We start from the raw sequence: 21653 nt of genomic DNA on the forward strand, positions 1-21653 counted from the left end.
CGTGGCAGGCTCATGCCGCATGATCGACGAATTCGCGAAGGACAACCTGCACGGGAGACTGCGGCGGGACCGCCAAGCGCTGCTCTGGAAGCTCGACGGCTTGTCCGATTACGACGTCCGCCGACCTTTGACGCCGACCGGAACCAACCTCCTCGGCCTGGTCAAGCACATGGCCACCGTCGAGGCCAGATACTTCGGGGAGGTCTTCGACCGCCCCTCCCCGGAGCCGCTGTGCCAGTGGCAGGACCACGTCGGCGCCGACCAGTGGGCGACCGAGGACGAGACCCGCGACCAGATCATCGGGTTCTACCGGCGCACGTGGGAACACGCGGACGCGACGATCGACGCGCTTCCCCTCGACGGCCCCGGCTACGTGCCGTGGTGGCCGGAGCCCGGTCCCAACACGAACCTGTTCGCCGTCCTGGTCCACGTCCTCGGCGAGGCCAACCGGCATGCCGGGCACGCCGACATCCTGCGCGAGAGCGTCGACGGACGGACCGGGGTGCGCGCCGAACACGAGGAGCAGATCGACGAGGAAGCCCGTGCGGCCCACTTCACGAAGGTCGAGCAGGCCGCCAGGTCGGCCGCGCCGATCAAGGCTTAGAGGCTGCCTCAGGTGACGTGATGTTCGTGCGGCACGGAACGACCGTCGAGGCCATGGACGCCATCCTGGGAGCGCGGCATTACCCGGGACGTAATCGACCACCTGGCGTAGCCCCGACAGAGTGATGTCAACGGATCCGGTCCGGCGCACTCCGGACCGGATCCGGGACCCGTACCGCTCACCGAAGCCGCTTGGAGGCAGATCGCCATGGCCACGTCCACGTACCCGCTCACCGCTCTGGCCCGCACCACCGACCCCAAGACGATGCTGCGCCGCTTCCTCGGTCTGGACGCGGTCGTGACCGCGGGCAACGGGGTGGCGTACGCCGCCGCTTCGGGGGCCCTGGGGGACTTCCTCGGGGTCGACTCCGGGCTGCTGCTCGGGCTCGGTGTCGGGCTCGTCCTGTACGGCGTGGGTGTCGGGTTTCTCGCCGCGCGCAAGAGTCCTCCCGCGGTCGCAGTCCAGGCGGTCGTCGAGGTGAACGTCGTCTGGGCGGTGCTCAGTGTCGTCGCGCTCGTCGCCTGGCTCTCGCCCAGTACGGCCGGAGCGGTGTGGATCCCGCTCCAGGCCGTGGTCGTGGGCGGCTTCGCCGCGGTGCAGTACGCGGCACTGCGGGAGCTGAAGGCCCGCCGCTAGGAGACGTGCGCCTGGAGGTACTTCGACGTCGCCGGGTCGGCCGGGAGCAGCGTCTCGATGGCCAGCTCGGCGACCGTCACGTCCATCGGGGTGTTGAACGTCGAGATCGATGAGATGAAGGACAGTATGTGGCCGTCGTGTTCGAATCGTAGGGGCAGCGCGAAATAGGGGACCTCCGCGTCCGCCTCGAAGGCGTCCACCCCGGGGTCCGCCACCGGGTACGCCGCCACCTCCTCGTACACCGCCCGCAGCGCGTCCGAGCGCTGCAGCGCGATCTGCCGCTCCATCTGGTGCAGCAGATGCCCCCGCCACTCCCGGAGATTGCGGATCCGGGGGGCCAGGCCCTCGGGGTGCAGCGTCAGCCGCATCGCGTTCAGGGGCTCCGTGAAGAGGTGCTCGGGGATGCCGTCGAGCATCATCATGATGCCGCGGTTCGCCGCGATCACGTCGTACTTCGCGTCGACGACCAGGGCCGGGTAGGGCTCGTAACCGGCCAGGAGCTGTTCGAGGCCCTCGCGCAGCGTGCCCATGGCGGGGTCATCCAGCGGGGTCTCGCGGTAGCGGGGCGCGTAACCGGCCGCCAGGAGCAGGGAGTTGCGGTCCCGCACCGGCACGTCGAGATGGTCGGCGAGGTGCAGCAGGAACTCCTCGCTCGGCCGCGACCTGCCCGTCTCGACGAAGCTGATGTGCCGCGCGGAGGAGTCGGCGCGCAGGGCCAGCTCCAGCTGGCTCACCCGGCGCCGCTCGCGCCAGGCCCGCAGCAGCGGGCCCACTCCGGTGGCGTTCGCGTTGGCCTTGCCTCTGGCGCTCCCCTTGGCGGGCTCGGCGGTTGTCATACGTAGACGGTAATCGAAACAATTTGTGGCAGGGTGAGCCGAAGACCGACTCTGCGTAAGGAGCGTGGCCCGTGACTCCCGAACCCCTCTCTCAGAAAGAGATCGAGGACCGTCTCGCCGAGCTGCCCGGCTGGTCCCTGGACGGCGACAAGCTCACCCGTTCCTACCGGCTCGCGTCACACTTCGCCGCGACCGGCCTGGTCGTCCACATCGCGCGGACTCAGGAGGAGCTCGGTCACCACAGCGAGCTGACCCTCGGCTACAACACCGTCACGCTCGCCGTGAACACGCACAGCGCGGGCGGCGCCCTCACCGGCCTCGACTTCGAACTGGCCCACAAAGTGGAGCAGTTGGCTCCCTCGCACGGCGCGGAATGACGGTCGATGCTGGACTACAGCAAGGAAGCCGACCGGTACGACGCCTCGCGCGGCGGCGAGCCCCGCGCGGCCGCCGCCGCTGACGCGATCCTCGGCCTGGTCCCCGCCGACGCGGCCACGCTCCTCGACGTCGCCTGCGGAACCGGCCTGGTCACCCGGTGCCTCGCCGCGCGCCAGGGGCTGCGCGTGACCGGCATGGACGCCGCGCACCGCATGGCCCGGATGGCCGCGGACCGGGTGCCGGGCGCCGTCGTCCTCGGTGACAGCCGCCAACTCCCTTTTCCTGACGGCTCGTTCGACGCCGTGACCACCGTCTGGCTGCTGCATCTGCTGTCCGGACCCGAGGAGGCGTCGGCGGTCGTCGCCGAGTGCGCGCGGGTGCTCAGGCCCGGCGGGGTCTACGTCACCACCGTGGACAAGGCCGCCTCGCACGACGTGCGCAGCGACATCGACGCCGTGCTCGCGCCGCGTCCGGTACTGCCCGCGGTCGACCGGGTCGAGGCCGTCGACGCGTACGCCGGCGAGCACGGGCTCGTGCCGACGGGGCGGGCCCGGTTCCGCGGCCACGGGCAGGGCCGCTCGCCCCGCTCCACCGTCGACGACCTGCGGCGCGGCTGGTTCACCCAGATCGCGCCCGACGGGCCGCTGGCCGCGCGGCTCGCGGAGGGCCTCGCGTCCCTCCCGGACCAGGACACCCCGCGGCCCGATCCGCGGTTCAGCCTGCGGGCGTACCGGAAGCCGGACCGCTTTTTGCGGTAGCGGCAATTTGATTCGCCAGAAACCGGAAATCGGGAGCAGGCTGGTTCCGTCCACATGCGTAGGCGGAACCGGAAGGCGGCACAGGGCTATGGGGCATCACCACGGGCACGGGCAGGGCCAAGGGCACGGACACGGTCACGGGCATGGGCACGACGGCGACATGGACTGGTCCGCCATGGGCGCCATGCTGGAGCGTTACGCCCGCGTCGCCGCGCCGATGTACGGAGAGGTGGCCGCCTGGCTCGGCCGCTGGGTGCCGGAACCCGGCGTCGTCGTCGATGTCGGCAGCGGTCCGGGCGCCGTCTCCTTCTCGCTGGCCGAGTCGTTCCCCAAGGCGCGGATCGTCGCCGCGGACCCCGAGGAGGCCCTTCTGGAGCGCGCCCGGGACCGGGCGGCGCAGGAAGGCCTGACCGACCGCTTCGACACGGTGCGCGCGGCGCTGCCCGATGACATCGACGACGTGCCCGAGGCGGACCTGCTGTGGCTGTGCAGGTCCTTGCATCACGTCGGTGACCAGGGCGCCGCCCTCTCCGCCCTCGCCGGTCGGCTGGCCCCCGGTGGCGCCATCGCCCTCCTGGAGGGCGGCCTGAGCGCCCGCTACCTGCCCCGCGACATCGGCTTCGGCCGCCCCGGCCTGCTGTCCCGCCTTGAGGCGGCCGACGAGGAGTGGTTCGCCGGGATGCGTGAGGGGCTCGACGGCTCGAAGAGTGCCACGGAGGACTGGCCCGCCCTTCTCGCAGGCGCCGGTCTGCGCCACGTGGCCACGCGCAGCTTCCTCCTCGACCTGCCCGCGCCGCTCCCGGAGGACGCCCGCGCCCATGTGGTCACGGAGTTCACCCGCCGCCGCGAGATGCAGGCGGAGCGCCTCGCCCCGGACGACGTCGCCACCTTCGACCGCCTCCTCGACCCGGACGACCCGCAGGGCTTGCACCGGCGCCCCGACCTGTTCCTGCTGACGGCGCAGACCGTGTACGTGGCGGTCAAGGACGCGTAGGAATGATGTTCCGTCAACCCGCCTTGGCCGCAAGGCGGGTTGACGTACGTTCGGGGAGTGCGGGGCCGCCGGGCCCGGCCGGTCGAGCGAGGGGGCGCCCGTGAACGAGCTGGTGCGGTGGGAGTCCGACGAGGGGCCCGTCGTCGTCGAGGTGGACTCCAGGGACCCCGGGTTCAGATCGGTGTCGCGGCGCGGCGAGGCGGGCGGCATCCACGAGGTCGAGGGCCGCTTCGAGTCGGCGCTGAACAATGTGCGCGGCGCCGCGATGTCGGCGCTGCGGACCTTCCGTGACCGGGCGCTGGACCCCGAGACGATCGAGCTCGAGTTCGGCGTCAAGCTCAGCGCGGAGGCGGGAGCGGTGATCGCCAAGACAGCGACGGAGGGGCATCTGACGGTCAAGCTGACGTGGTCGCGGCAGGAAGCAGGGCAGGGCGACGAGACGCGCCCATGAAACGGAGACGCGCCCATGAAACGGAGACGCGCCCATGAAACGGGTGAGCCGCCTCCCCCGGCCTCGGAAGGGGCGGGGGAAGACGGCTCACCGGCCTGACGCGGTCTCGCGGGGCGAGGCTCAGGCCGCGTCGAAGGTCGCCGGGTCGGGACCGATCCGCCGGTCCTCGTTCAGCGCCGAGATCGCCGCCATGTCCTCGGGGTCGAGCTCGAAGCCGAAGACGTCGATGTTCTCCTTGATCCGCGACGGCGTCACGGACTTCGGGATCACGATGTTGCCCAGCTGGATGTGCCAGCGCAGGACGATCTGCGCGGGGGAGCGGCCGTGCTTCTGGGCGATGGCGATGATCGCCGGGACCTCCAGGAGGCCCCTGCCCGAGCCGAGCGGCGACCACGCCTCCGTGGCGATGCCCTGCTCGGCGTGGATCTCGCGCGAGGCGTGCTGCTGCAGATGGGGGTGCAGCTCGATCTGGTTGACGGCCGGGACGATCGACGTCTCGCCGAGCAGCCGCGCCAGGTGGTCGGGGAGGAAGTTCGAGACGCCGATGGACTTCGCGCGGCCGTCGGCGTGGATCTTCTCGAAGGCCTTGTACGTGTCGACGTACGCATCCTTGGACGGCACGGGCCAGTGGATCAGGTACAGATCCACATAGTCGAGGCCGAGCTTCTCCAGCGAGGTGTCGAAGCCGCGCAGGGTCGCGTCGTAGCCCTGGTCGCTGTTCCAGAGCTTCGTCGTGACGAACAGGTCCTCACGAGCGACGCCGGAAGAGGCGATCGCCCTGCCCGTGCCTTCTTCGTTGCCGTAGACGGCAGCGGTGTCGATGCTGCGGTACCCGGCCTCCAGCGCCGTCGCGACGGCCGTCTGGGCCTCGTCGTCCGGAACCTGCCAGACGCCGAAACCGAGCTGGGGCATCTCGACGCCGTTGTTGAGGGTGATCGGGGGAACCTTGCTCACGAGCTCTCGGTCCTTAAGTCGTCGGGTGTCTATGCCCATGGTCAACGATCAGTGGCCGTGCCGCATTCCTGAATGGCCGGATTTCGGAGCGGTGTGGACGCGGGATCGGTCCGGACCATTGACGGTGCCCCGTCATGCCGGGACTCTATTGCACGTCACTGAACCCGGAACACCTATGTGAACGCTACGAGCGCATGGGTTGCCCCGCGCCCCTGTGATCTGTTCCTCGGAGCCTGTCTTTGAACCCCACCTCTTCAGGAAAGGCGGCGCCACGCACATGCACGGGCACAGCACCGATCAGGAGAAGGCCACCCGCGAGCCGGCGCGCCGCGCCGACGACAGCGCCACGGGCTGGCAGACCCCCGAGTACGCGATCGTCGACACCGCGCTCGAAGTCACCGCCTACCGTCTCGCCGACCGGTAGACGCGTCGTGCTCGCCGTCCACGCGGGTGAGGGTGACTGGTACCTGGTCAACACCACGCCCGACATCGGCGACCAGATCGAGGCCGCCCCCGCGCTGCACCCCGGCGCGGGCCAGGACACGCGCCGCGCCCCCGTCGCCGGGGTCGTCCTCACCGACGCCGAACTCGACCACACCCTCGGCCTCGCCCGGCTGCGCGAGGCCCGCGACGGCGTCGAGGTCCTGGCGACGACTCCCGTGCGCGACGCCGTACGCGAGGGGCTGCGCCTCGACACCGTCCTGGAGCCCTATACGCAGGCGCGATGGCGTGAGCTGCCCCTCGGCCGCGGTATGCCGTGGGGGTCGGTCACGGTGCCGGTGTCGTGGATCTGGCGGGAGTCGGACGCCTTCAACCGCTACCGCGGCGAGGTCTGGATGGGTGATTGCTGCCGCGGCTGCGAGCTGCGCACCGTCGACTTCGGGGGCTGCCGCTGCCAGGCGTACGCGCTGACCGGCGACGCCGCCCGCACGGACCCCGCCTGCCACCGCTCGCCCGGCCACGTGGCCGTCCGCGCCCTGGTCGACGGGGCGGCCGACCCCGCGAAGGCCCAGGCCCACTACACGTACCGCACGCACACCGCCGCGGATCCGGCGTCCCCGGCCCGCACCAAGATCCAGGCCCACTCCCAGTAATTACCCGCCCCCGCAAGGGCCTTGAGGCCCTTGAGCCCATCGACTGTCAGGAAAGCTTCCTGACATTGCGGATGTCATCGCAGAGAGGATTCCCCCGATGTCGAACATGTCCCCTCAGGCACGTCGCAGAATCACCGTCGCCCTCGCCGCCGCCGGTGCGCTGACCGGCTCCGCGGCGCTGACCCTGGCCGCCGAGCCGTCCGCGCAGGCCTCGCCCGCCCCCGCCGCGCAGGCGTCCGGCACCATTCACGCGGCCCCCTACGAGTACCTCGGCTGGGGCAACCCGCAGAAGCCCACCGACGTGATGGCCGCGACCGGCGTCAAGTGGTTCACGCTGGCCTTCATCCTGTCCGACGGCGGCTGCAACCCGGCGTGGGACGGCAACCGCCCGCTGAAGGGCGGCTCCGACGAGGCCGCCATCAAGTCCATACGCGGCGCCGGCGGCGACATAGTCGTCTCCGTCGGCGGCTGGAGCGGCGCCAAGCTGGGCGAGAAGTGCGGGAGCGCCACCGCGCTCGCCGGTGCGTACCAAAAGGTCATCGACGCCTACAAGTTGAAGGCCTTCGACATCGACATCGAGGACACCGAGTTCAGCAATGCCACGGTGCGGCAGCGCGTCGTGGACGCCCTGAAGATCGTCAAGTCGAAGAACCCGGGCATCGTCACCTACGTGACCATGGGCACCACCCCGAGCGGCCCCGACGCCACCGGCAAGGACCTCATCAAGCGGGGCGCCGCCGCCGGGCTCGCCAACGACGCCTGGGTGATCATGCCGTTCGACTTCGGCGGACACAGCGGCACCATGGGCGACGCGTCCGTCAGTGCCATGGAGGGCCTCAAGGCCGCGGTCAAGAGCGCCTACGGCTACAGCGACGCCGACGCGTACAAGCACACCGGGATCTCCTCCATGAACGGCAAGACGGACGTGGCGGGCGAGACGGTGACCACGGCGGACTTCAAGAAGATCCTCGCGTACGCCAAGCAGCGCCACATCGCGCGCTTCGCCTTCTGGGCCGTCAACCGCGACCGCGACTGCGGCTCCGGGGGCAGTGCGGGGGACTCCTGCAGCGGCATCGGCCAGTCCCCGTACGACTTCACCAAGATCGTTGCCCAGTACGGGGGGTGAGGCGTCCGGCGGCGGTCAGGGCGAGCCGCTCGCCGGGGTTCCCAGATAGGCGTCCCGCACCTTCGGGTCGGCGCGCACCTCGGCCGGTGTCCCGTGGGCCAGGACCCGGCCGAGGTCGAGGACGACCACGCGGGCGCAGAGCTCCATCACGAAGGCGACGTTGTGCTCGACGAGGAGCACCGCGCAGCCCTCGTCGTCCGCGAGGTGACGGACGACGGCCGCCAGCTGTTGTCGTTCGTCGGCCGTCATTCCGGAAGCGGGCTCGTCCAGGAGCAGCACCCCGGGCGGGTCCGCGACCGCGCGCGCCAGCTCCACCATGCGGGCCTGCCCGACCGGCAGCGCGCCCGCGTACTGCCCGGCCAGCGCGTCCAGGCCGCACGAACGCAGCACCGAAGCGGCCCGTTCGCGCCGTCCGGCCTCGTGCGCGCGCCGGTTCGGCGCGGCCAGCAGATCCGCGGCGAAGCCGCCGCCACCGCCCCGCCACTCCTGTGCGACGACGAGATTGTCGGCGACGGTGAGCTGGCCGAAGAGCTGCTGCCGCTGGAAGGTGCGCCGCATCCCGTGCCGGGCGCGCCACACGGGGGAGCGACGCGTGACGTCCCGCCCGTCGAGCAGCACCCGCCCCCGGTCGGGCCCGCGGATGCCGGACAGGACGTCGAACAGGGTCGTCTTTCCCGCGCCGTTGGGGCCGATGAGCCCGCAGACCTCGCCGCGGCGGACACCGATCCCCACCCCGTCGAGGGCACGGATCCCGCCGAAGCGTACGTCGATGCCCTCGGCCTCCAGGACGTGGTCCCGCTTCCTCATGGCTGCGTCACGCCCTTCGTGGTCGTCGGCCGCCCGTCGCCCGCGGCCATGCCCAGGTACGCCTCCGTGAGCCGGTCCGCCCGCACCTGCGAGCGCGGACCGCACCAGGAGACGCGGCCCTGCGCCAGATACGCCACCGTGTCCGCGACCCCGAGGATCTCGGCGGCCTTCTCCTCGACGAGCAGCAACCCTGCCCCTGCGTCCCGGAGTTCGACCAGCAGTCGGAACACGTCGTCGACGATGCGCGGGGCGAGCCCGAGCGACGGCTCGTCCGCGATCAGCACCTTCGGCGGGCGCTGCAACAGCGGGGCGAGAGCGAGGAGTTGCTGCTCGCCGCCGGAGAGGGAGCCCGCGGGGACCTTGCGCCGTGCCGCGAGTCCCGCGAACCGCTCGTACACGGCGTCCCGTTCGTCCCGGCTCCGCAGGTACAGGGCGAGGTTCTCGTCGATGGTGAGCGAGGGGAAGATGCCGCGGCCCTCGGGGGCGAGGACGACGCCCGCACGGGAGCGGCGGGCGGCGCCTTCGCGGGTGGCGTCGCGCCCGGCGACGTACACATGGCCCCGCGTGGGTGTGAGCAGCCCTGCCGCGGCGAGGCAAGTGGTCGATTTTCCGGCGCCGTTGGGTCCGAGCAGGGCGACGATCTCGCCGGGGTGGACGGTGAGGTCCACTCCGTGGAGCACGGGGGCGCCGTCGTAGCCTGCGTGGAGCCGGTGGAGGACGAGGGCAGGAGGCGGCCCTCCGCCATCGGTTCGGCTGTGGGGTTCTTCCGACGGCCGAGGAGCGTACTCATCCTCGGGAGGCAGGGAGCGCGGCACTACCGGAGCCACCGGAACTCCCCGCGCCCGCCTCCGGTGCATCCGCACCGACACCGCCGCGCAGTACCCGTCCGGGTCGTTGGCCAGCGCCAGCCCCGCGAGACCGAAGAGGATCACCGGGAGGTGGACGGACTCGGTGACGTAGTCCGCCACCAGGTGCGGCACGATCGCGAAGACGAGCCCTGCCACCACCGCGAACTGCGGCCTGCGCACGCCCGCCGCGACCGCGACTGCCAGCCAGATCAGCCCCGTCATCGCGGTGAAGTCGGTCGCGGTGATGCGGGTGTTGAAGGACGCGTACATCACGCCGCCGAACCCCGCGAGCCCCGCCGAGAGCGTGAAGAGCAGCAGCTTCGTGCGGACCACCGAGACGCCGGACGCCATCGCCGCCGCCGGGGCGGACCGCACCGCCAGCATGGCCCGCCCCGACGGCGAGTTCCGCAGCGCGCCGAGCGAGGCCACGGCCGCCGTGACGAGGACGACCATCGCGACGCCCATGGCACGGTCGTCCGAGAGGTCGACGGGGCCGAGGACGGGGCGGGGGATCTCCCAGCCCGTGTCGCCGTTGCGCAGCCACCCCATCTGGAAGAGCACCTGGTCGGCGAGGAAGGCGAGCGCCAGCGTGGCGAGGGCCAGGGAGCGCCCGCCGAGCCGCAGCGCGGGCAGCGCCACGAGCGCGCCGAGGGCCGCCGCCGCGCACGTGCCCACCAGCGCGGCCCCGGCGAACGGCCAGCCGTGGCTCATCAGGAGCCCGGCGACCAGCGCGGCGCCCGTGACGAAGGTGGCCTGTGCGAGCGACACCATCGCGCCGAGCCCCGTCACCACGGTGAACGAGATGAAGACCAGCGAGATCGCGAGCCCCTGCGCGAGGATGCCGCTCCAGAAGGGAGTGGTGACCGTGTAGAAGGAGAGGGCGAGGACGAGCGCGGCCACCGCCCACGGCCCCCACCGGCGGGCCCACGACCGTCCGGCGAGATAGTCGACGGGCGGCGCGTCCACCGCCGCCGTGCCCGCGGTGCGCTGCCGCCGGGTGAGCAGGAGCAGCCCGGCGAACAGGATCAGGAACGGCACGGCCGTACGGAAGCCGGTGATCTTCTCGGCGAAGTCGGCGTAGCCCGCGACGAGGTTCTGCAGCACGCCGAGTCCGAGCCCGCCCGCGAACGCCAGCGGGATCGACAGGAAGCGGCCGAGCACGGCGGCCGTCGCGGAGACGAAGAGGAACAGGGTGAAGTCGTGCGAGGAGAGCCCCAGAAGGGGCGTCGCGAGCACGCCCGCAAGGCCCGCGAGACCGGACGACAGCATCCACGCCACCGATGACAGCCGGTCCGCGCTCATGCCGCGCAGCTCCACGAGGGAACGGTTGTCGACCGCGGCGCGCAGCCTGAGGCCGAGCGGCGTGTGGCGCATCAGGATCCACAGGCCGACGGCGACCACCGCCGTGGCCACCCACGTGATCAGCTGGTCGGAGTCGACGCCGACGCCGTCCATGAGCTGCCAGCTGCGGGCCGGGCTCGGTCCCACGCCCGGCAGCCCGAACTGGTTCTCCGCGGGCTTCACCGGGGCGCCCGCGTCTTCGAGCAGTTCCACCACCCACAGGCCCAGCGCGGGCAGCGCGACGAGCAGGCCGATCGTCGCGACGATCTGCGCGGTCTCGCCGACCCGCGCCAGCTTGCGGAACATCAGCCGGTCCAGGCCCCAGCCGAGGGCGGGTGCCACCACCAGGACGAGGAGCAGCGCCGTCGGCACGGCGGGCCAGCCGAAGCCGGAGTGCAGTTCGTGGAAGGCGAGGGCGCAGAGGTAGGCGGTCGCGCCGTGGGCGAAGTTGAAGAGGCCCGAAGCGGAGTAGGACAGGACGAGGCCCGTGGCGAGCAATGCGTACAGGGCGCCCGATACGAGGCCGCTCAGCACGAATCCGAGGAGGTCCGACATGGCGGCCCGCCCCTACTTGAAGGGGATCGGTTCGTAGCACTTGAAGGGCGACGACACCGCGTACTTCCCGTTCTTGAGCTGGACGAGGGCGCCGCAGCCGAACGACTCCTTCTGCCCCTCGCGCAGCCTGCGGTCGCCGACCATGGTGCCGGTGTCGGAGTAGCCGTCCGCCGCTTTCTGGAAGGAGTCGACGGTGAGGTCCTTGCCCGCCTTCTCGGCGAGGGAGAGGAAGAGGTCGGCGGACATGTAGCCGGTCATCATGTGCATGTTGAACGGCACGTCCTTGCCCGCCGTCTTCGCGATGTCCTTCTTGAACTGCCGCATGTCCGCGCTGTTCTGCTCGAACGGCTGGAAGGACAGGAGTACGTGCACGCCGTCCAGCGCCTTCTTCGTGGCGCTCTTGGCGAGCAGGCCGGGGTCGTAGTCGGTGGGGTCGGTGATGATCCCCTTGAACCCTGCTCGCTTGACGGCCGTGAACAGACCGATGTTGTACGGGGTCTGCATGACGGAGACGACGGCGTCCGGCGCCTTGCCGCCGTCGGAGCGCAGGATCTCCTTCGTGTACGCCGACCAGTCGCTCGGCACGGAGGTGGCGGGGACGGTCGGCTTGGCGTACGTCACCTTGTACCCGGCGGCCGTGAAGGACTGCTTGTAGGTGCGGATGGCGAAGGTGCCCGCGTCGTTGTCGTTGGCGAGGATCGCCACGGACCTGCCCTTGGCGCCGCCCATCACCTTCTTCAGCCCCTCGGGCCAGCTCTGCGTGATCGTGCCGCCGGGCATCGGCACCATGCAGCCGCCGAAGCCGTACATGTAGCTCGGGCCGCAGAAGGGCGGGACGGTGCCCCAGCCGAACGTGGGCACCTGCTGCTTCTGCAGGAAGTCCGCTCCGGAGAAGGTGACCGAGCTCATCGGGGAGATCGCGAAGACCTTCTCCTGCTGGACCAGTTTGCGCGCCGCGGCGAGGTTCTTCCCCGGGTCCTGCCCGTCGTCCTCCGCGCCCAGGTAGTCGATCTTCCGGCCGTGCACGCCGCCCGCCGCGTTGGAGCGCTCGAAGCGGGCCCGCGCGCCGAGGTCGGTGTCCTTCTTGCTGTATCCGCTGGCGGTCGTCATGGAGACGATCCCGCCGACCTTGATGGAGTCGTCGGTCACTCCGCGCACGGAGCTGCCGCCCCCGGCGCCGCCTCCACCGCCCGAACCCCCGCTGTCGGAGGCGGAGTTGCAGGCGGTGGCGAGCAGCAGGGCCGCAGCGGCGGCGGTGATGGTGCGGATCGATCGCGACACGGTCGAGCCCCCTGAAGTCGAAGTGGGGCTGATTCTGTGCGTGACCTGATGAACCGTCAATAAGTGTCACGACGGTATTTGATGGCCCGTCAGAAACGCGTGCCGTGACCGTCCAGGGGGCGGCCGGGAGCTGCCTAGCTGCGGTACAGCGCCTCGACCTCCGCCGAGTACACCGTCTCGATCGCCTTCCGCTTCAGCTTCAGCGACGGCGTCAGCAGGCCGTGCTCCTCGGTGAACTGGTGCGCCAGTATGCGGAACGTACGGATCGATTCGGCCTGGGAGACCAGGGTGTTGGCGGCGACCACGGCCCGCCGCACCTCGGTCTCCAGATCCGGGTCGCGCACCAGGTCGCCGGGGGGCAGCAGCGGCTTGCGGCGCATGGTCAGCCAGTGCTCCACGGCCTCCGAGTCCAGGGTGACGAGCGCGGCGATGTAGGGCCGGTCGTTGCCGACGAGGATGCACTGGGCGACCAGGGGGTGGTCCCGCACCCGCTCCTCCAGCTGGGCGGGCGAGACGCTCTTGCCGCCGGACGTCACCAGGATCTCCTTCTTGCGCCCGGTGATCGTCAGATAGCCGTCCTCGTCGAGCGCGCCGATGTCACCGGTGGCGAGCCAGCCGTCGTGCAGGGTCGAGTCGGTGGCCTTGGGGTTGTTGAGGTAGCCCTGGAAGACGTTGCCGCCGTGCAGCCAGATCTCGCCGTCCTCCGCGATGTGCACGATGGTGCCGGGGATGGCCTGGCCGACCGTGCCGTAGCGGGTGCGCTCGGGCGGGTTGGCGGTCGCCGCCGCCGTCGACTCGGTGAGTCCGTACCCCTCGTAGATCGTCACTCCGGCGCCCGCGAAGAACAGCCCGAGCCGCCGGTCCATGCCGGAGCCGCCCGACATCGCGTGCCGCACCCGGCCGCCCATCGCCTCGCGCACCTTGGAGTAGACGAGCTTGTCGAAGAGCTGGTGCTGCATGCGCAGCCCGGCCGAGGGCCCGGGGCCCGTGCCGAAGGCCCTGGCCTCCATGGCGTCGGCGTACCGCACGGCGCACTCGACGGCCTTGTCGAACGCGCCCGCCTTGCCGTCCTTCTCCGCCTTGCGCCGCGCCGCGTTGAAGACCTTCTCGAAGATGTACGGCACGGCCAGGATGAACGTGGGCCGGAACGCCGCGAGGTCGGGCAGCAGCGCCGCCGCGTTGAGGTTCGGCTGGTGGCCCATCTTGACCCGGCCGCGCACCGCGGCGATCTGGACCATGCGGCCGAAGACGTGGGCGAGGGGCAGGAAGAGCAGCGTGGTCGCCTCGTCGCCGCGCTTGGAGTGGAAGACCGGCTCCCAGCGCCCGACCATCACTTCCGACTCGAACATGAAGTTCTCGTGCGAGATCAGGCAGCCCTTCGGGCGCCCCGTGGTGCCCGACGTGTAGATGATCGTGGCGATCGAGTCGGGGGTGACCGCGCGGCGGTGGCGGTGCACCACGTCGTCGTCGATGTCGCGCCCCGCGGCGTTCAGCTCGTCCACGGCGTCGGCGTCGAGCTGCCAGAGCCTGCGCAGCTGCGGCAGCCGGTCCACGACGGAGCCGATCGTCATCGCGTGGTCCTCGTGCTCGACCATCGCGGCCGACACCTGTGCGTCGTGCAGCATCCACAGGACCTGCTCGGCCGATGAGGTCGGATAGATCGGCACGACCTGGGCGCCGATGGCCCACAGGGAGAAGTCGAAGAGCGTCCACTCGTAGCGGGTGCGGCACATGATGGCGACGCGATCGCCGAACCGGACGCCCTGGGCGATCAACCCCTTGGCGAGGGCGAGCACCTCGTCACGGAACTCGGCCGAGGTGACGTCGTGCCACTGCCCGTCGGTCTTGCGGCCGAACGCGATGCGGAGCGGGTCCTCGAGGGCATGGTCGAACACGGCGTCGGCAAGGCCGCCCACCAGCGGCACCGACGCCATCGGAGGATTCGTGAACTCGCGCAATGATGCTCCTTGTGGCGCTCCGCACAGCGCCGTGACCGTACCCCAAGGCGCGCGCGTGCGGGAGGGGGTCCAGGGACGGGCGGCAGGCGCCATCGGCACTGGTCAGCCGGTCAAAATACGGCCACAAGGGGAAGGGCCGGACAACTTACTTACGCTGGAGTAAGTTTCGGTGGCGTAATCTCCACCGAATCTGTACGCGGCGTGCAGAGATCTCGGCGCGGGGCCGCCGCCCCGATGTGTCCCCACTCGGCGGCTGGAGAGGGTGCACTCGTTCTGGCCCCCCTTCCCACCTGGGGCTTCTCGGAGCGCCCCGCGCGAACAGGCGCGAGGGAACGCCTGTTCGCCGGGTCGGGGCGCTGTCGCCGGGGTGGGGTCGGTGGGGAACTTGTATAGGTCTTCTGACGTTGTACTTCGCATTCCACTATGTGGGCAGGTCCGGGGTGTTTGAGGGGGTTTCGCCGCCACGACGCTGTACGAGCCGCCGCGCCGCCGAAGGAGCCTCCGTGTCCATGTCCGCCGACCCGCCCCGCTCGCCCCTGGTCCTTCCCCGCACCCCCGAGACCCCCCGGGCCGTCGTCCTCCTCCTGCACGGAGGCCGCGAGCACGGCACCTCGACGCCCCCTCCGTGGAACCTGCCGAGCCTGCGGACGCGGCCCTTCGCACGCGCCATCAGGAGGGCGTACGGGGCGCGGGGCGTCGCGGTGGGACAGGTCCGCTATCGCTGTCGCGGCTGGAACGGCGAGCGGGCGGACGCCGCCAAGGACGCCCGTCGCGCGCTCGACGAACTGGCTCCGCGCATCGGGGACGCGCCCGTCGTCCTGGTCGGTCACTCGATGGGCGCCCGCGCCGCCCTGAGCGCGGCGGGCCACCCCTCGGTCCTGGCCGTGGTGGGCCTCGCCCCGTGGTGCCCGACGGGGGAGCCGGTGGCCCAACTGCGGGGTCGCGGCGTCGTGCTGCTGCACGGCGACCGGGACGGGACGACCGACCCCGCCCAGTCCGCGGACTACGTGGCACGGGCGGCGGCAGCCGGGGCGACCGCGGGCCTGGTCCCGATGAGCGGCAGCGGCCACGCGATGCTGCGCAACGCAATCGCCTGGCACGCCCTCACCACGGCAACGGTGGGCGGCCTCCTGGATCTGGGCCCGCTCCCCGACGAGGTGACACGGAGCCTGGACACGCGTCCGGCGGTGTAGCGCGCGGCTGCTGCCGGGGCGATGGCGTTCCGGTCGGCTCCCGTCAGGACGTCGGCCCCGTCGCGTACGCCCGGGTCGCGTAGGCGCGAATGTCCGCGTCGGGGTCCTTCGTCGCGGTGGCGAGGGCCGCCCGGGCCTCGGGGGTGGTGGCGTGGTCGAGGAGGGAGAGGACGGCGGTCTTGCGGACGTCGGCCTCGGGGTCGGCCGACGCCTTGGTGAGGGCGGGGACCGCCGGGCCTGGCGGCGCCGCTCGCAGGGCGGCCGCGGCCCCGGCCCTGACCTGCCAGGCGGGGTCGCCGAGCGCGGCCACGGCCCGTTCGGCATACGGGAGCGGGCAGCCCGTGACCGCGAGCGCCGTCAGTGCGGCCGCCCTGACCAGCGGATCGGAGTCGTCGAGGAGGGGCGCGAGCCGCGACGGCGACGGATCGCGCACCGCCGCGAGAGCGCGGGCCACCGCGACCCTCACCTCGCGGGCCGGGTCGTCCACGGCGGCCGCGAGGCCGTCGGCCGCGTCCACCGACACCAGCGCCCGGACGGCGTGGATGCGGACGTCGATGTCGGTGTCGGCCAGCGCGGCGGCGTACAGCGGGGCGTCCCCGAGCCGCAGCGCCCGCAGGACGTCCACCGCGGCACCCCGCACGGCCGGGTCCGCCACACCGAGCGCCGCCCGCAGACCGGCCCCCAACTCCGGCCCTGCTGGCAGTACTTCGACTAGTTCGCGCAGGGCACCCGCCGAGGCCGCCCGGACCTGAGGGGCGGCGTCCTGGAGCGCCGCGGCGAGCGCGGGCCCCGCACCCGCGGGCACCGTCTCGGCGAGCACGGCGACGGCCGCCGCCCGCACCGATGGCGCGGGGTCCGTGAGGTAGGGGGAGAGGGCGTCCAGGTCGGGGGATTCCTCGGCGAGGGCGAGGAGGGTCAGGAGGGCGGGGTCGGCTGCCGGGGCTCCGGGGGCCACTGAGGGAGGTGTGACTTCGGTTGGCCCCGTCGGCTCGGTGGGCGCCGTCGGGCGTGCGGCAGGCGCGGCGTTCCGCGGTCCCGCCGTCGCCACCGGCACCAGAGCGACCTCGCCGAGGTCCCGCTCCGCCCCGGCCAACGGATCGAACTCCGGCATCGGCACCACGTACGGCTCGACCGGCCGGGCCCTGAACTCCATCGCCCCCGAAGGGGACTTGTACACGTCGAGATGGTGCAGCCAGCCCGCGTCGTCACGCTCCGGATGGTCGAGCCGCTCGTGGTACAGGCCCCAGCGGGACTCGGTCCTCGCCAGCGAGGAGCGCGCCGCCATCTCCGCGCAGTCCCGGATGAACGACACCTCCGCGCACCGCATCAGCTCATGGGCGGTGCGCGCCCCCATCCCGGCGATCTCGCCCGTCATCCGCTCGAACGCCGCGACGGCCAGGGAGAGTTTCGCCCCGGACTTCGGAGGCGCCACGTAGTCGTTCACGAACCGGCGCAGCTTGTACTCGACCTGAGGCTGCGGCGGACCGTCGGGGTGACGCAGCGGCCGGTACACGAGCTCGTGCGCCGCGGCCAGCTGATCGACCGGCAACTCACCCTCGTACGCGCGGAATTGAGAGGCATCCGCCCCGGCCAGGTCACCGAAGACGAACGCGCCGATCATGTAGTTGTGCGGCACGCAGGCCAGGTCACCGGCCGCGTACAGGCGGGGCACGGTGGTGCGCGCCTGTGCGTCGACCCGCACCCCGGACGCCGAGTGCCCGCCGCACAGACCGATCTCCGAGATGTGCATCTCGACGTCGTGCGTGCGGTAGTCGTGGCCGCGGCCCTCGTGGAAGGCGGCGCGCGTGGGCCGCTCCGTCGAGTGCAGGATCGACTCGACGGCGCTGATGGTCTCCTCCGGCAGATGGCTGAGCTTCAGGTACACCGGTGCCCGGTCGGAGGCGAGTTCGGCCGCGAACTCGGCCATCATCTGCCCCGACCAGTAGTCCGACTCCACGAAGCGCTCACCGTGCCGGTTCACCTGGTAGCCGCCGAAGGGGTTGGCGACGTACGCGCACGCCGGGCCGTTGTAGTCCTTGATGAGCGGATTGACCTGGAAGCACTCGATCCCGGTGAGCGCGGCCCCCGCGTGGTACGCCATCGCGTAGCCGTCGCCCGCGTTCGTCGGGTTCTCGTACGTCCCGTAGAGGTAACCGGACGCGGGCAGACCGAGGCGCCCGCAGGCGCCGGTGGCGAGGATCACCGCGCCCGCCCGTACGGTGACGAACTCGCCGGTGCGGGTGTTGAACCCCGCCGCGCCCACCGCGCGCCCCGCCACCGTGAGCACCCGCACCGGCATCACCCGGTTCTCGATGCGGATCCGCTCCCGCATCTCGCGGCGCCGCAGCTGCCGGTAGAGGACCTTCTTCACGTCCTTGCCCTCGGGCATCGGCAGCACGTACGAACCGGAGCGGTGCACCTGGCGGACCGCGTACTCGCCGTGCTCGTCCTTCTCGAACTTCACTCCGTACGACTCCAGGCGCTGGACCATGGCGAAGCCGCGGGTGGCGGTCTGCCGGACCGTGGACTGGTCGACGATGCCGTCGTTGGCGCGGGTGATCTCCGCGACGTAGTCGTCCGGCTCGGCACGGCCGGGGATGACCGCGTTGTTGACGCCGTCCATGCCCATCGCGAGGGCGCCGGAGTGCCGCACGTGCGCCTTCTCCATGAGCAGCACGTCCGCGCCGTGTTCGGCGGCGGTCAGCGCGGCCATGGTGCCCGCGGTGCCGCCGCCGATGACGAGGACGTCGCAGGAGAGTTCGGTCGCGTCGGCGAGGTCGGGGATGGCCAGGGGGGTGTCCACGGGCGCGCCTTTCACGGAGATGCGGGGTACGGGGGAGGGGTGGGGATCAGAGGGAAGAGAGGACGCGGCGGCGGAGTTCGGCGGTGCCGGGTGCGTTGCGTGCGTCCCGCTGCCGGGGGTGCGGGACGTCCAGGACGTCGCCGGAGGAGAGCAGGGCGATCCGGTCGCCGAGGTGCAGCGCCTCGTCCACGTCGTGGGTGACGAAGACGACGGTCGCGCCGGTGCCGCGCAGGATCTCCACGAGCAGGTCCTGCATCCCGGCGCGGGTGTGCGGGTCGAGCGCGCCGAACGGCTCGTCCATGAGGACCGCGCGGGGCCGCGCGGCAAGGGCGCGGGCCAGCTGCACGCGCTGGCGCTGCCCGCCGGAGAGCTGGCGCGGCAGCTTCCGCGCGTGCCCGGCGAGACCGACCCGCGCCAGCCAGGCCTCGGCGGCCCTTCGCCGTTCGGCCCTCGGCACCCGGCGGATGGCGAGGGGGAGTTCGACGTTGGCGCGGACGCTGCGCCACGGCAGCAGGGCGTCCTCCTGGAAGACGAGGGCCCGGTCCGCGGCGGGTCCGACGACGGGCACCCCGTCCTGGGTGACGTGCCCGCCCAGCGGCGGCAGCAGCCCGGAGAGGGTGCGCAGCAGCGTGGACTTGCCGCAGCCGGACGGGCCGAGCACGGCGACGAGTTCGCCCGGCGCGATCCGCAGCCGCACGGTACCGGGCAGCGCCTGGCCCTCGCGGTGGCCGAGCCGCACGTCGTCCAGGGCGAGTTCGGCGCCCTGCCGGGGGAGGGTGCCCACGGGCGGTACGGGGCTCATGCGACGGGCTCCTTGTCGAGGGCCGGGGCCGGGGCGGGGGCGGGGGGGCGGGGCGGCGGCCGGGGGAGCGGCAGCGCGGCGGGCCGCGCGGGCCGGGATCCGCTCGGGCGGGCGGGGCAGCCAGGCGGTGGCGCGGCGGCCGAGGAACTCCACCGCCGTGGAGGTGAGCCAGCCCAGGGCGCCGATGGTCGCCATGCCGACGAAGACGCCGGGATAGTCGACGACCGTGTAGTCCTGCCAGGTGCGGTAGCCGACCCCGTACTCGCCGGAGATCATCTCCGCGGAGATCACACAGATCCATCCGACGCCGATGCCCACGGAGAGCCCGCCGAAGATGCCGGGCAGCGCGCCGGGCAGCACCACCGAGAACAGCACCCGCAGCCGTCCGCCGCCCATGGTGAGCACGGCCTCCTCCCACACCGGCGCGAGCGCGCGCACCGCATGCCGGGTCGAGACCAGGACCGGGAAGAACGCCGCGGTGAAGGTGATGAAGACGATGCCCTGTTCGTTGGTGGGCAGGAGCAGGATCGCGACGGGGACGAGGGCGATCGCCGGGACCGGCCGAGCCACCTCCACCAGCGGGCCGAGCAGGTCGGCCGCCCACCGCGAGCGGGCGACCGCCGTGCCCGCCGCCACCCCGAGGACCGCCGCGAGCAGGAAGCCGATCACGATGCGGCGCAGGCTGTGGACGAGGTCCTGCCAGTAGGGGGCGGTGCCGAGCCGGTCGCCGAAGGCGGCCGCCACCTCGCCGACCGTGGGGAACTGGCCGAAGCGCAGCCACAGTTCGACGTCCAGGGTGGTCAGGAGCTGCCAGAGGCCGAGGGCCGCGGCGAGCGAGGCCACCCGGACCAGTCGGCGGGTGATGGTCATGACGCCAGCTCCACGGCGTCCGCGTAGCCGATGACACGGGCGCCCGGGTGCTGTCCGACGTACGTCTTCGCATGGCTCGGGGTGACGAAGGCCCGCAGGTCGGCACCGTCGGCGACCCACACCGCCCGGTCGGCGAACCAGAGGGTGTCGGTCAGCGCGTCCGGCACGTACGCGGCCCGCACCTCGGAGCTCTTCGCCGACGCGGCGGCCTTGAGGAGGGCCTTCGGGCTGTCGAAGGTACGGGTGGTGTCGCGCCCCTTCAGCCACAGCTCGGACTTGGCGGTACCCGCCTTCGGATGGGCGGGCGCCTGCGCGGCGCGCTTCAGCGGGGCCCGGTCGACGAAGGCGTCCACGTCGACGTCGCCCACCAGATCGGCGTCCTTGAGGATCGGCACGTCCTTCTTCAGCGCGGCGATCAACTCCGGGCGCAGCGCCGGGTCGAAGGTGGCGATGCCGTGGGCGCCGTTGTAGAGGTAGACCACCTCGGCGGGCAGCCCGGTCTCCTCGGCCACCGACTCGGCCGCGGCGACCGGCCGCTCGCGCAGGTAGTCGGTGGCACGGCGCTGCGCCGCGAGGAAGTCGTCGAGGACTCCGGCGTGCTCCTCGGCGAACTCCTCCCGGACGGTGACGCCGTGGAAGGTCGGCAGGTTCAGGTCGGCACTGTCGTAGAGGGCCTTCGCCTTGCCCTCGAATGCCAACTGGCCCGGCCAGGCGACGAATTGGGACAGTGCGTCGACGCTGCCCGCGGTCAGGGCGGACGCCCCCACACTGGGCTGCTGGTTGAGCTTGCGGATGCCCTGCTCCGGGTCGATGCCCGCCTTGTCCAAGGCGCGGATCAGGGTGCCGTCGGCAGCCGATCCGATACTGGTGGACACCTTCTTGCCCCGCAGGTCGGCCAGCGACCGCAGGTCCGAACCGGGCTTGGTGACCACGGTGTTGAGGCCGCCGCGCAGGTTGTAGCCGGTGACCGAGACGAGCCGCGTCGGCTGCCGAAGCTGCTTGCCCCGGGCCGCGTTGATCAGCAGCGGGAAGTCGCCCATCGACCCGATGTCGATCTTCCCTGTGGTCATCTGGGCGGTGATCGGCGCGCCCGTGGCGTAGTCCTGCCACTTCACCTTGTAGGTCTTGCCGTCCTTCTTGCCGCGGGCCGCGAGCTCCTGCTCGAAGTAGCCGAGGGAGCGCAGCAGGGTGCCCGCGGTGACGGTGTTGATGGTCTTCGACTGGTAGCCGACGGTCACCGTCACGGTATTGGAGTCCTCGGCCCCGGCCGCGCCACCGCACGCCGTGACCAGGGGCAGGAGTAGGGCCAGGGGTAGGAGCCGGGCGAGTCCGGCGGAGGGTTTCCCTGTCATGGGAGTCGGGCC

General features: G+C 71.9%; 19 protein-coding genes and 1 pseudogene. 10 read left to right on the forward strand and 10 right to left on the reverse strand.

What is annotated here, in order from left to right; genetic code table 11:
• Window positions 1-19 precede the first annotated feature (19 nt).
• Together AC068B_RS13935 and AC068B_RS13940 are read left to right on the forward strand one after the other, a co-directional pair.
• Window positions 20-604: a DinB family protein gene (locus AC068B_RS13935; RefSeq protein ID WP_478671556.1), complete on the forward strand. Its 585-nt coding sequence runs from the start codon at window positions 20-22 to the stop codon at window positions 602-604.
• 207 nt (window positions 605-811) lie between these two features.
• Window positions 812-1240, forward strand: a complete 429-nt coding sequence (locus AC068B_RS13940) for a hypothetical protein (protein ID WP_478671557.1) — start codon at window positions 812-814, stop codon at window positions 1238-1240.
• Here the strand turns inward: AC068B_RS13940 and AC068B_RS13945 are convergent.
• On the reverse strand, window positions 1237-2076 hold the full coding sequence (locus AC068B_RS13945; protein WP_478671559.1) for a helix-turn-helix domain-containing protein: 840 nt from the start codon (window positions 2074-2076) through the stop codon (window positions 1237-1239). The two genes, AC068B_RS13940 and AC068B_RS13945, sit on opposite strands and share 4 nt — an antisense overlap.
• A 71-nt stretch (window positions 2077-2147) precedes the next feature.
• Between AC068B_RS13945 and AC068B_RS13950 the strand changes: the two genes are divergently transcribed.
• The 4 genes from AC068B_RS13950 (at window position 2148) to AC068B_RS13965 (ending at window position 4657) form a co-directional block, all read left to right on the forward strand.
• Window positions 2148-2453 (forward strand): 4a-hydroxytetrahydrobiopterin dehydratase, encoded by a 306-nt coding sequence (locus AC068B_RS13950; RefSeq protein WP_478671561.1) that lies wholly within the window; start codon window positions 2148-2150, stop codon window positions 2451-2453.
• A gap of 6 nt (window positions 2454-2459) precedes the next feature.
• Window positions 2460-3212: a class I SAM-dependent methyltransferase gene (locus AC068B_RS13955; protein ID WP_478671562.1), complete on the forward strand. Its 753-nt coding sequence runs from the start codon at window positions 2460-2462 to the stop codon at window positions 3210-3212.
• A gap of 88 nt (window positions 3213-3300) precedes the next feature.
• The gene (locus AC068B_RS13960; RefSeq protein WP_478671563.1) at window positions 3301-4206 is read left to right on the forward strand and encodes a class I SAM-dependent methyltransferase; all 906 of its coding nucleotides are present in this window, start codon (window positions 3301-3303) and stop codon (window positions 4204-4206) included.
• 100 nt (window positions 4207-4306) lie between these two features.
• Window positions 4307-4657: a CU044_2847 family protein gene (locus AC068B_RS13965; RefSeq protein ID WP_478671565.1), complete on the forward strand. Its 351-nt coding sequence runs from the start codon at window positions 4307-4309 to the stop codon at window positions 4655-4657.
• A 120-nt stretch (window positions 4658-4777) separates the two neighbouring features.
• On the opposite strand, the gene AC068B_RS13970 is transcribed toward AC068B_RS13965, so the two are convergent.
• Window positions 4778-5569: an aldo/keto reductase gene (locus AC068B_RS13970; RefSeq protein WP_478672066.1), complete on the reverse strand. Its 792-nt coding sequence runs from the start codon at window positions 5567-5569 to the stop codon at window positions 4778-4780.
• 319 nt (window positions 5570-5888) lie between these two features.
• Here AC068B_RS13970 and pqqA point away from each other — a divergent pair, with 319 nt between their 5' ends.
• The 3 genes from pqqA to AC068B_RS13985 all read left to right on the forward strand — a co-directional run bounded on the left by pqqA (window position 5889) and on the right by AC068B_RS13985 (window position 7831).
• Window positions 5889-6035 carry a pyrroloquinoline quinone precursor peptide PqqA gene (gene pqqA / locus AC068B_RS13975; RefSeq protein WP_478671566.1) on the forward strand — a complete coding sequence of 49 codons (147 nt, stop codon included), beginning with the start codon at window positions 5889-5891 and terminating at the stop codon, window positions 6033-6035.
• A gap of 7 nt (window positions 6036-6042) precedes the next feature.
• The gene (locus AC068B_RS13980; RefSeq protein WP_478671567.1) at window positions 6043-6705 is read left to right on the forward strand and encodes an MBL fold metallo-hydrolase; all 663 of its coding nucleotides are present in this window, start codon (window positions 6043-6045) and stop codon (window positions 6703-6705) included.
• Window positions 6706-6802: 97 nt separating this feature from the next.
• Entirely contained in the window at window positions 6803-7831 is a 1029-nt protein-coding gene (locus AC068B_RS13985) for a chitinase (RefSeq protein ID WP_478671570.1), read from the forward strand.
• Window positions 7832-7846: 15 nt separating this feature from the next.
• Here AC068B_RS13985 and AC068B_RS13990 read toward each other — a convergent pair whose 3' ends face one another.
• From AC068B_RS13990 to AC068B_RS14005, 4 genes are all read right to left on the reverse strand, one after another.
• Window positions 7847-8638, reverse strand: a complete 792-nt coding sequence (locus tag AC068B_RS13990; RefSeq protein ID WP_478671571.1) for an ABC transporter ATP-binding protein — start codon at window positions 8636-8638, stop codon at window positions 7847-7849.
• Entirely contained in the window at window positions 8635-11382 is a 2748-nt protein-coding gene (locus AC068B_RS13995; RefSeq protein WP_478671574.1) for an ABC transporter permease subunit, read from the reverse strand. Before AC068B_RS13995 ends, AC068B_RS13990 begins: the two co-directional genes overlap by 4 nt.
• 12 nt (window positions 11383-11394) lie before the next feature.
• Window positions 11395-12663, reverse strand: a complete 1269-nt coding sequence (locus AC068B_RS14000) for an ABC transporter substrate-binding protein (RefSeq protein WP_478671576.1) — start codon at window positions 12661-12663, stop codon at window positions 11395-11397.
• 134 nt (window positions 12664-12797) lie between these two features.
• On the reverse strand, window positions 12798-14621 hold the full coding sequence (locus AC068B_RS14005; protein WP_478671579.1) for an AMP-dependent synthetase/ligase: 1824 nt from the start codon (window positions 14619-14621) through the stop codon (window positions 12798-12800).
• Between the two features lie 509 nt (window positions 14622-15130).
• Between AC068B_RS14005 and AC068B_RS14010 the strand changes: the two genes are divergently transcribed.
• Window positions 15131-15814, forward strand: coding sequence for an alpha/beta fold hydrolase (locus AC068B_RS14010; RefSeq protein ID WP_478671581.1), 684 nt, complete (start codon window positions 15131-15133; stop codon window positions 15812-15814).
• 43 nt (window positions 15815-15857) lie between these two features.
• On the opposite strand, the gene AC068B_RS14015 is transcribed toward AC068B_RS14010, so the two are convergent.
• The 4 genes and pseudogenes from AC068B_RS14015 to AC068B_RS14030 all read right to left on the reverse strand — a co-directional run bounded on the left by AC068B_RS14015 (window position 15858) and on the right by AC068B_RS14030 (window position 21641).
• On the reverse strand, window positions 15858-18605 hold the full coding sequence (locus AC068B_RS14015) for a fumarate reductase/succinate dehydrogenase flavoprotein subunit (RefSeq protein ID WP_478672068.1): 2748 nt from the start codon (window positions 18603-18605) through the stop codon (window positions 15858-15860).
• A 58-nt stretch (window positions 18606-18663) separates the two neighbouring features.
• A complete protein-coding gene (locus tag AC068B_RS14020) occupies window positions 18664-19419 on the reverse strand; it encodes an ABC transporter ATP-binding protein (protein WP_478672069.1) in 756 nt (251 codons plus the stop codon).
• A gap of 36 nt (window positions 19420-19455) precedes the next feature.
• Window positions 19456-20289: pseudogene (locus tag AC068B_RS14025) on the reverse strand (ABC transporter permease); the annotation flags it as partial.
• On the reverse strand, window positions 20286-21641 hold the full coding sequence (locus AC068B_RS14030; RefSeq protein ID WP_478671584.1) for an ABC transporter substrate-binding protein: 1356 nt from the start codon (window positions 21639-21641) through the stop codon (window positions 20286-20288). The gene AC068B_RS14030 and the pseudogene AC068B_RS14025, both read right to left, overlap by 4 nt.
• Between the last annotated feature and the right edge of the window lie 12 nt (window positions 21642-21653).

It is taken from the genome of Streptomyces sp. NPDC042371 (assembly GCF_056437465.1).

Coding starts and splice junctions, on each gene's coding strand:
- AC068B_RS13935 (WP_478671556.1), top strand. CDS start 20: ATGATCGACGAATTCGCGAAGGACAACCTGCACGGGAGACTGCGGCGG.
- AC068B_RS13940 (WP_478671557.1), top strand. CDS start 812: ATGGCCACGTCCACGTACCCGCTCACCGCTCTGGCCCGCACCACCGAC.
- AC068B_RS13945 (WP_478671559.1), bottom strand. CDS start 2,076: ATGACAACCGCCGAGCCCGCCAAGGGGAGCGCCAGAGGCAAGGCCAAC.
- AC068B_RS13955 (WP_478671562.1), top strand. CDS start 2,460: ATGCTGGACTACAGCAAGGAAGCCGACCGGTACGACGCCTCGCGCGGC.
- AC068B_RS13960 (WP_478671563.1), top strand. CDS start 3,301: ATGGGGCATCACCACGGGCACGGGCAGGGCCAAGGGCACGGACACGGT.
- AC068B_RS13970 (WP_478672066.1), bottom strand. CDS start 5,569: ATGCCCCAGCTCGGTTTCGGCGTCTGGCAGGTTCCGGACGACGAGGCC.
- pqqA (WP_478671566.1), top strand. CDS start 5,889: ATGCACGGGCACAGCACCGATCAGGAGAAGGCCACCCGCGAGCCGGCG.
- AC068B_RS13985 (WP_478671570.1), top strand. CDS start 6,803: ATGTCGAACATGTCCCCTCAGGCACGTCGCAGAATCACCGTCGCCCTC.
- AC068B_RS13990 (WP_478671571.1), bottom strand. CDS start 8,638: ATGAGGAAGCGGGACCACGTCCTGGAGGCCGAGGGCATCGACGTACGC.
- AC068B_RS13995 (WP_478671574.1), bottom strand. CDS start 11,382: ATGTCGGACCTCCTCGGATTCGTGCTGAGCGGCCTCGTATCGGGCGCC.
- AC068B_RS14010 (WP_478671581.1), top strand. CDS start 15,131: ATGTCCGCCGACCCGCCCCGCTCGCCCCTGGTCCTTCCCCGCACCCCC.
- AC068B_RS14020 (WP_478672069.1), bottom strand. CDS start 19,419: ATGAGCCCCGTACCGCCCGTGGGCACCCTCCCCCGGCAGGGCGCCGAA.
- AC068B_RS14030 (WP_478671584.1), bottom strand. CDS start 21,641: ATGACAGGGAAACCCTCCGCCGGACTCGCCCGGCTCCTACCCCTGGCC.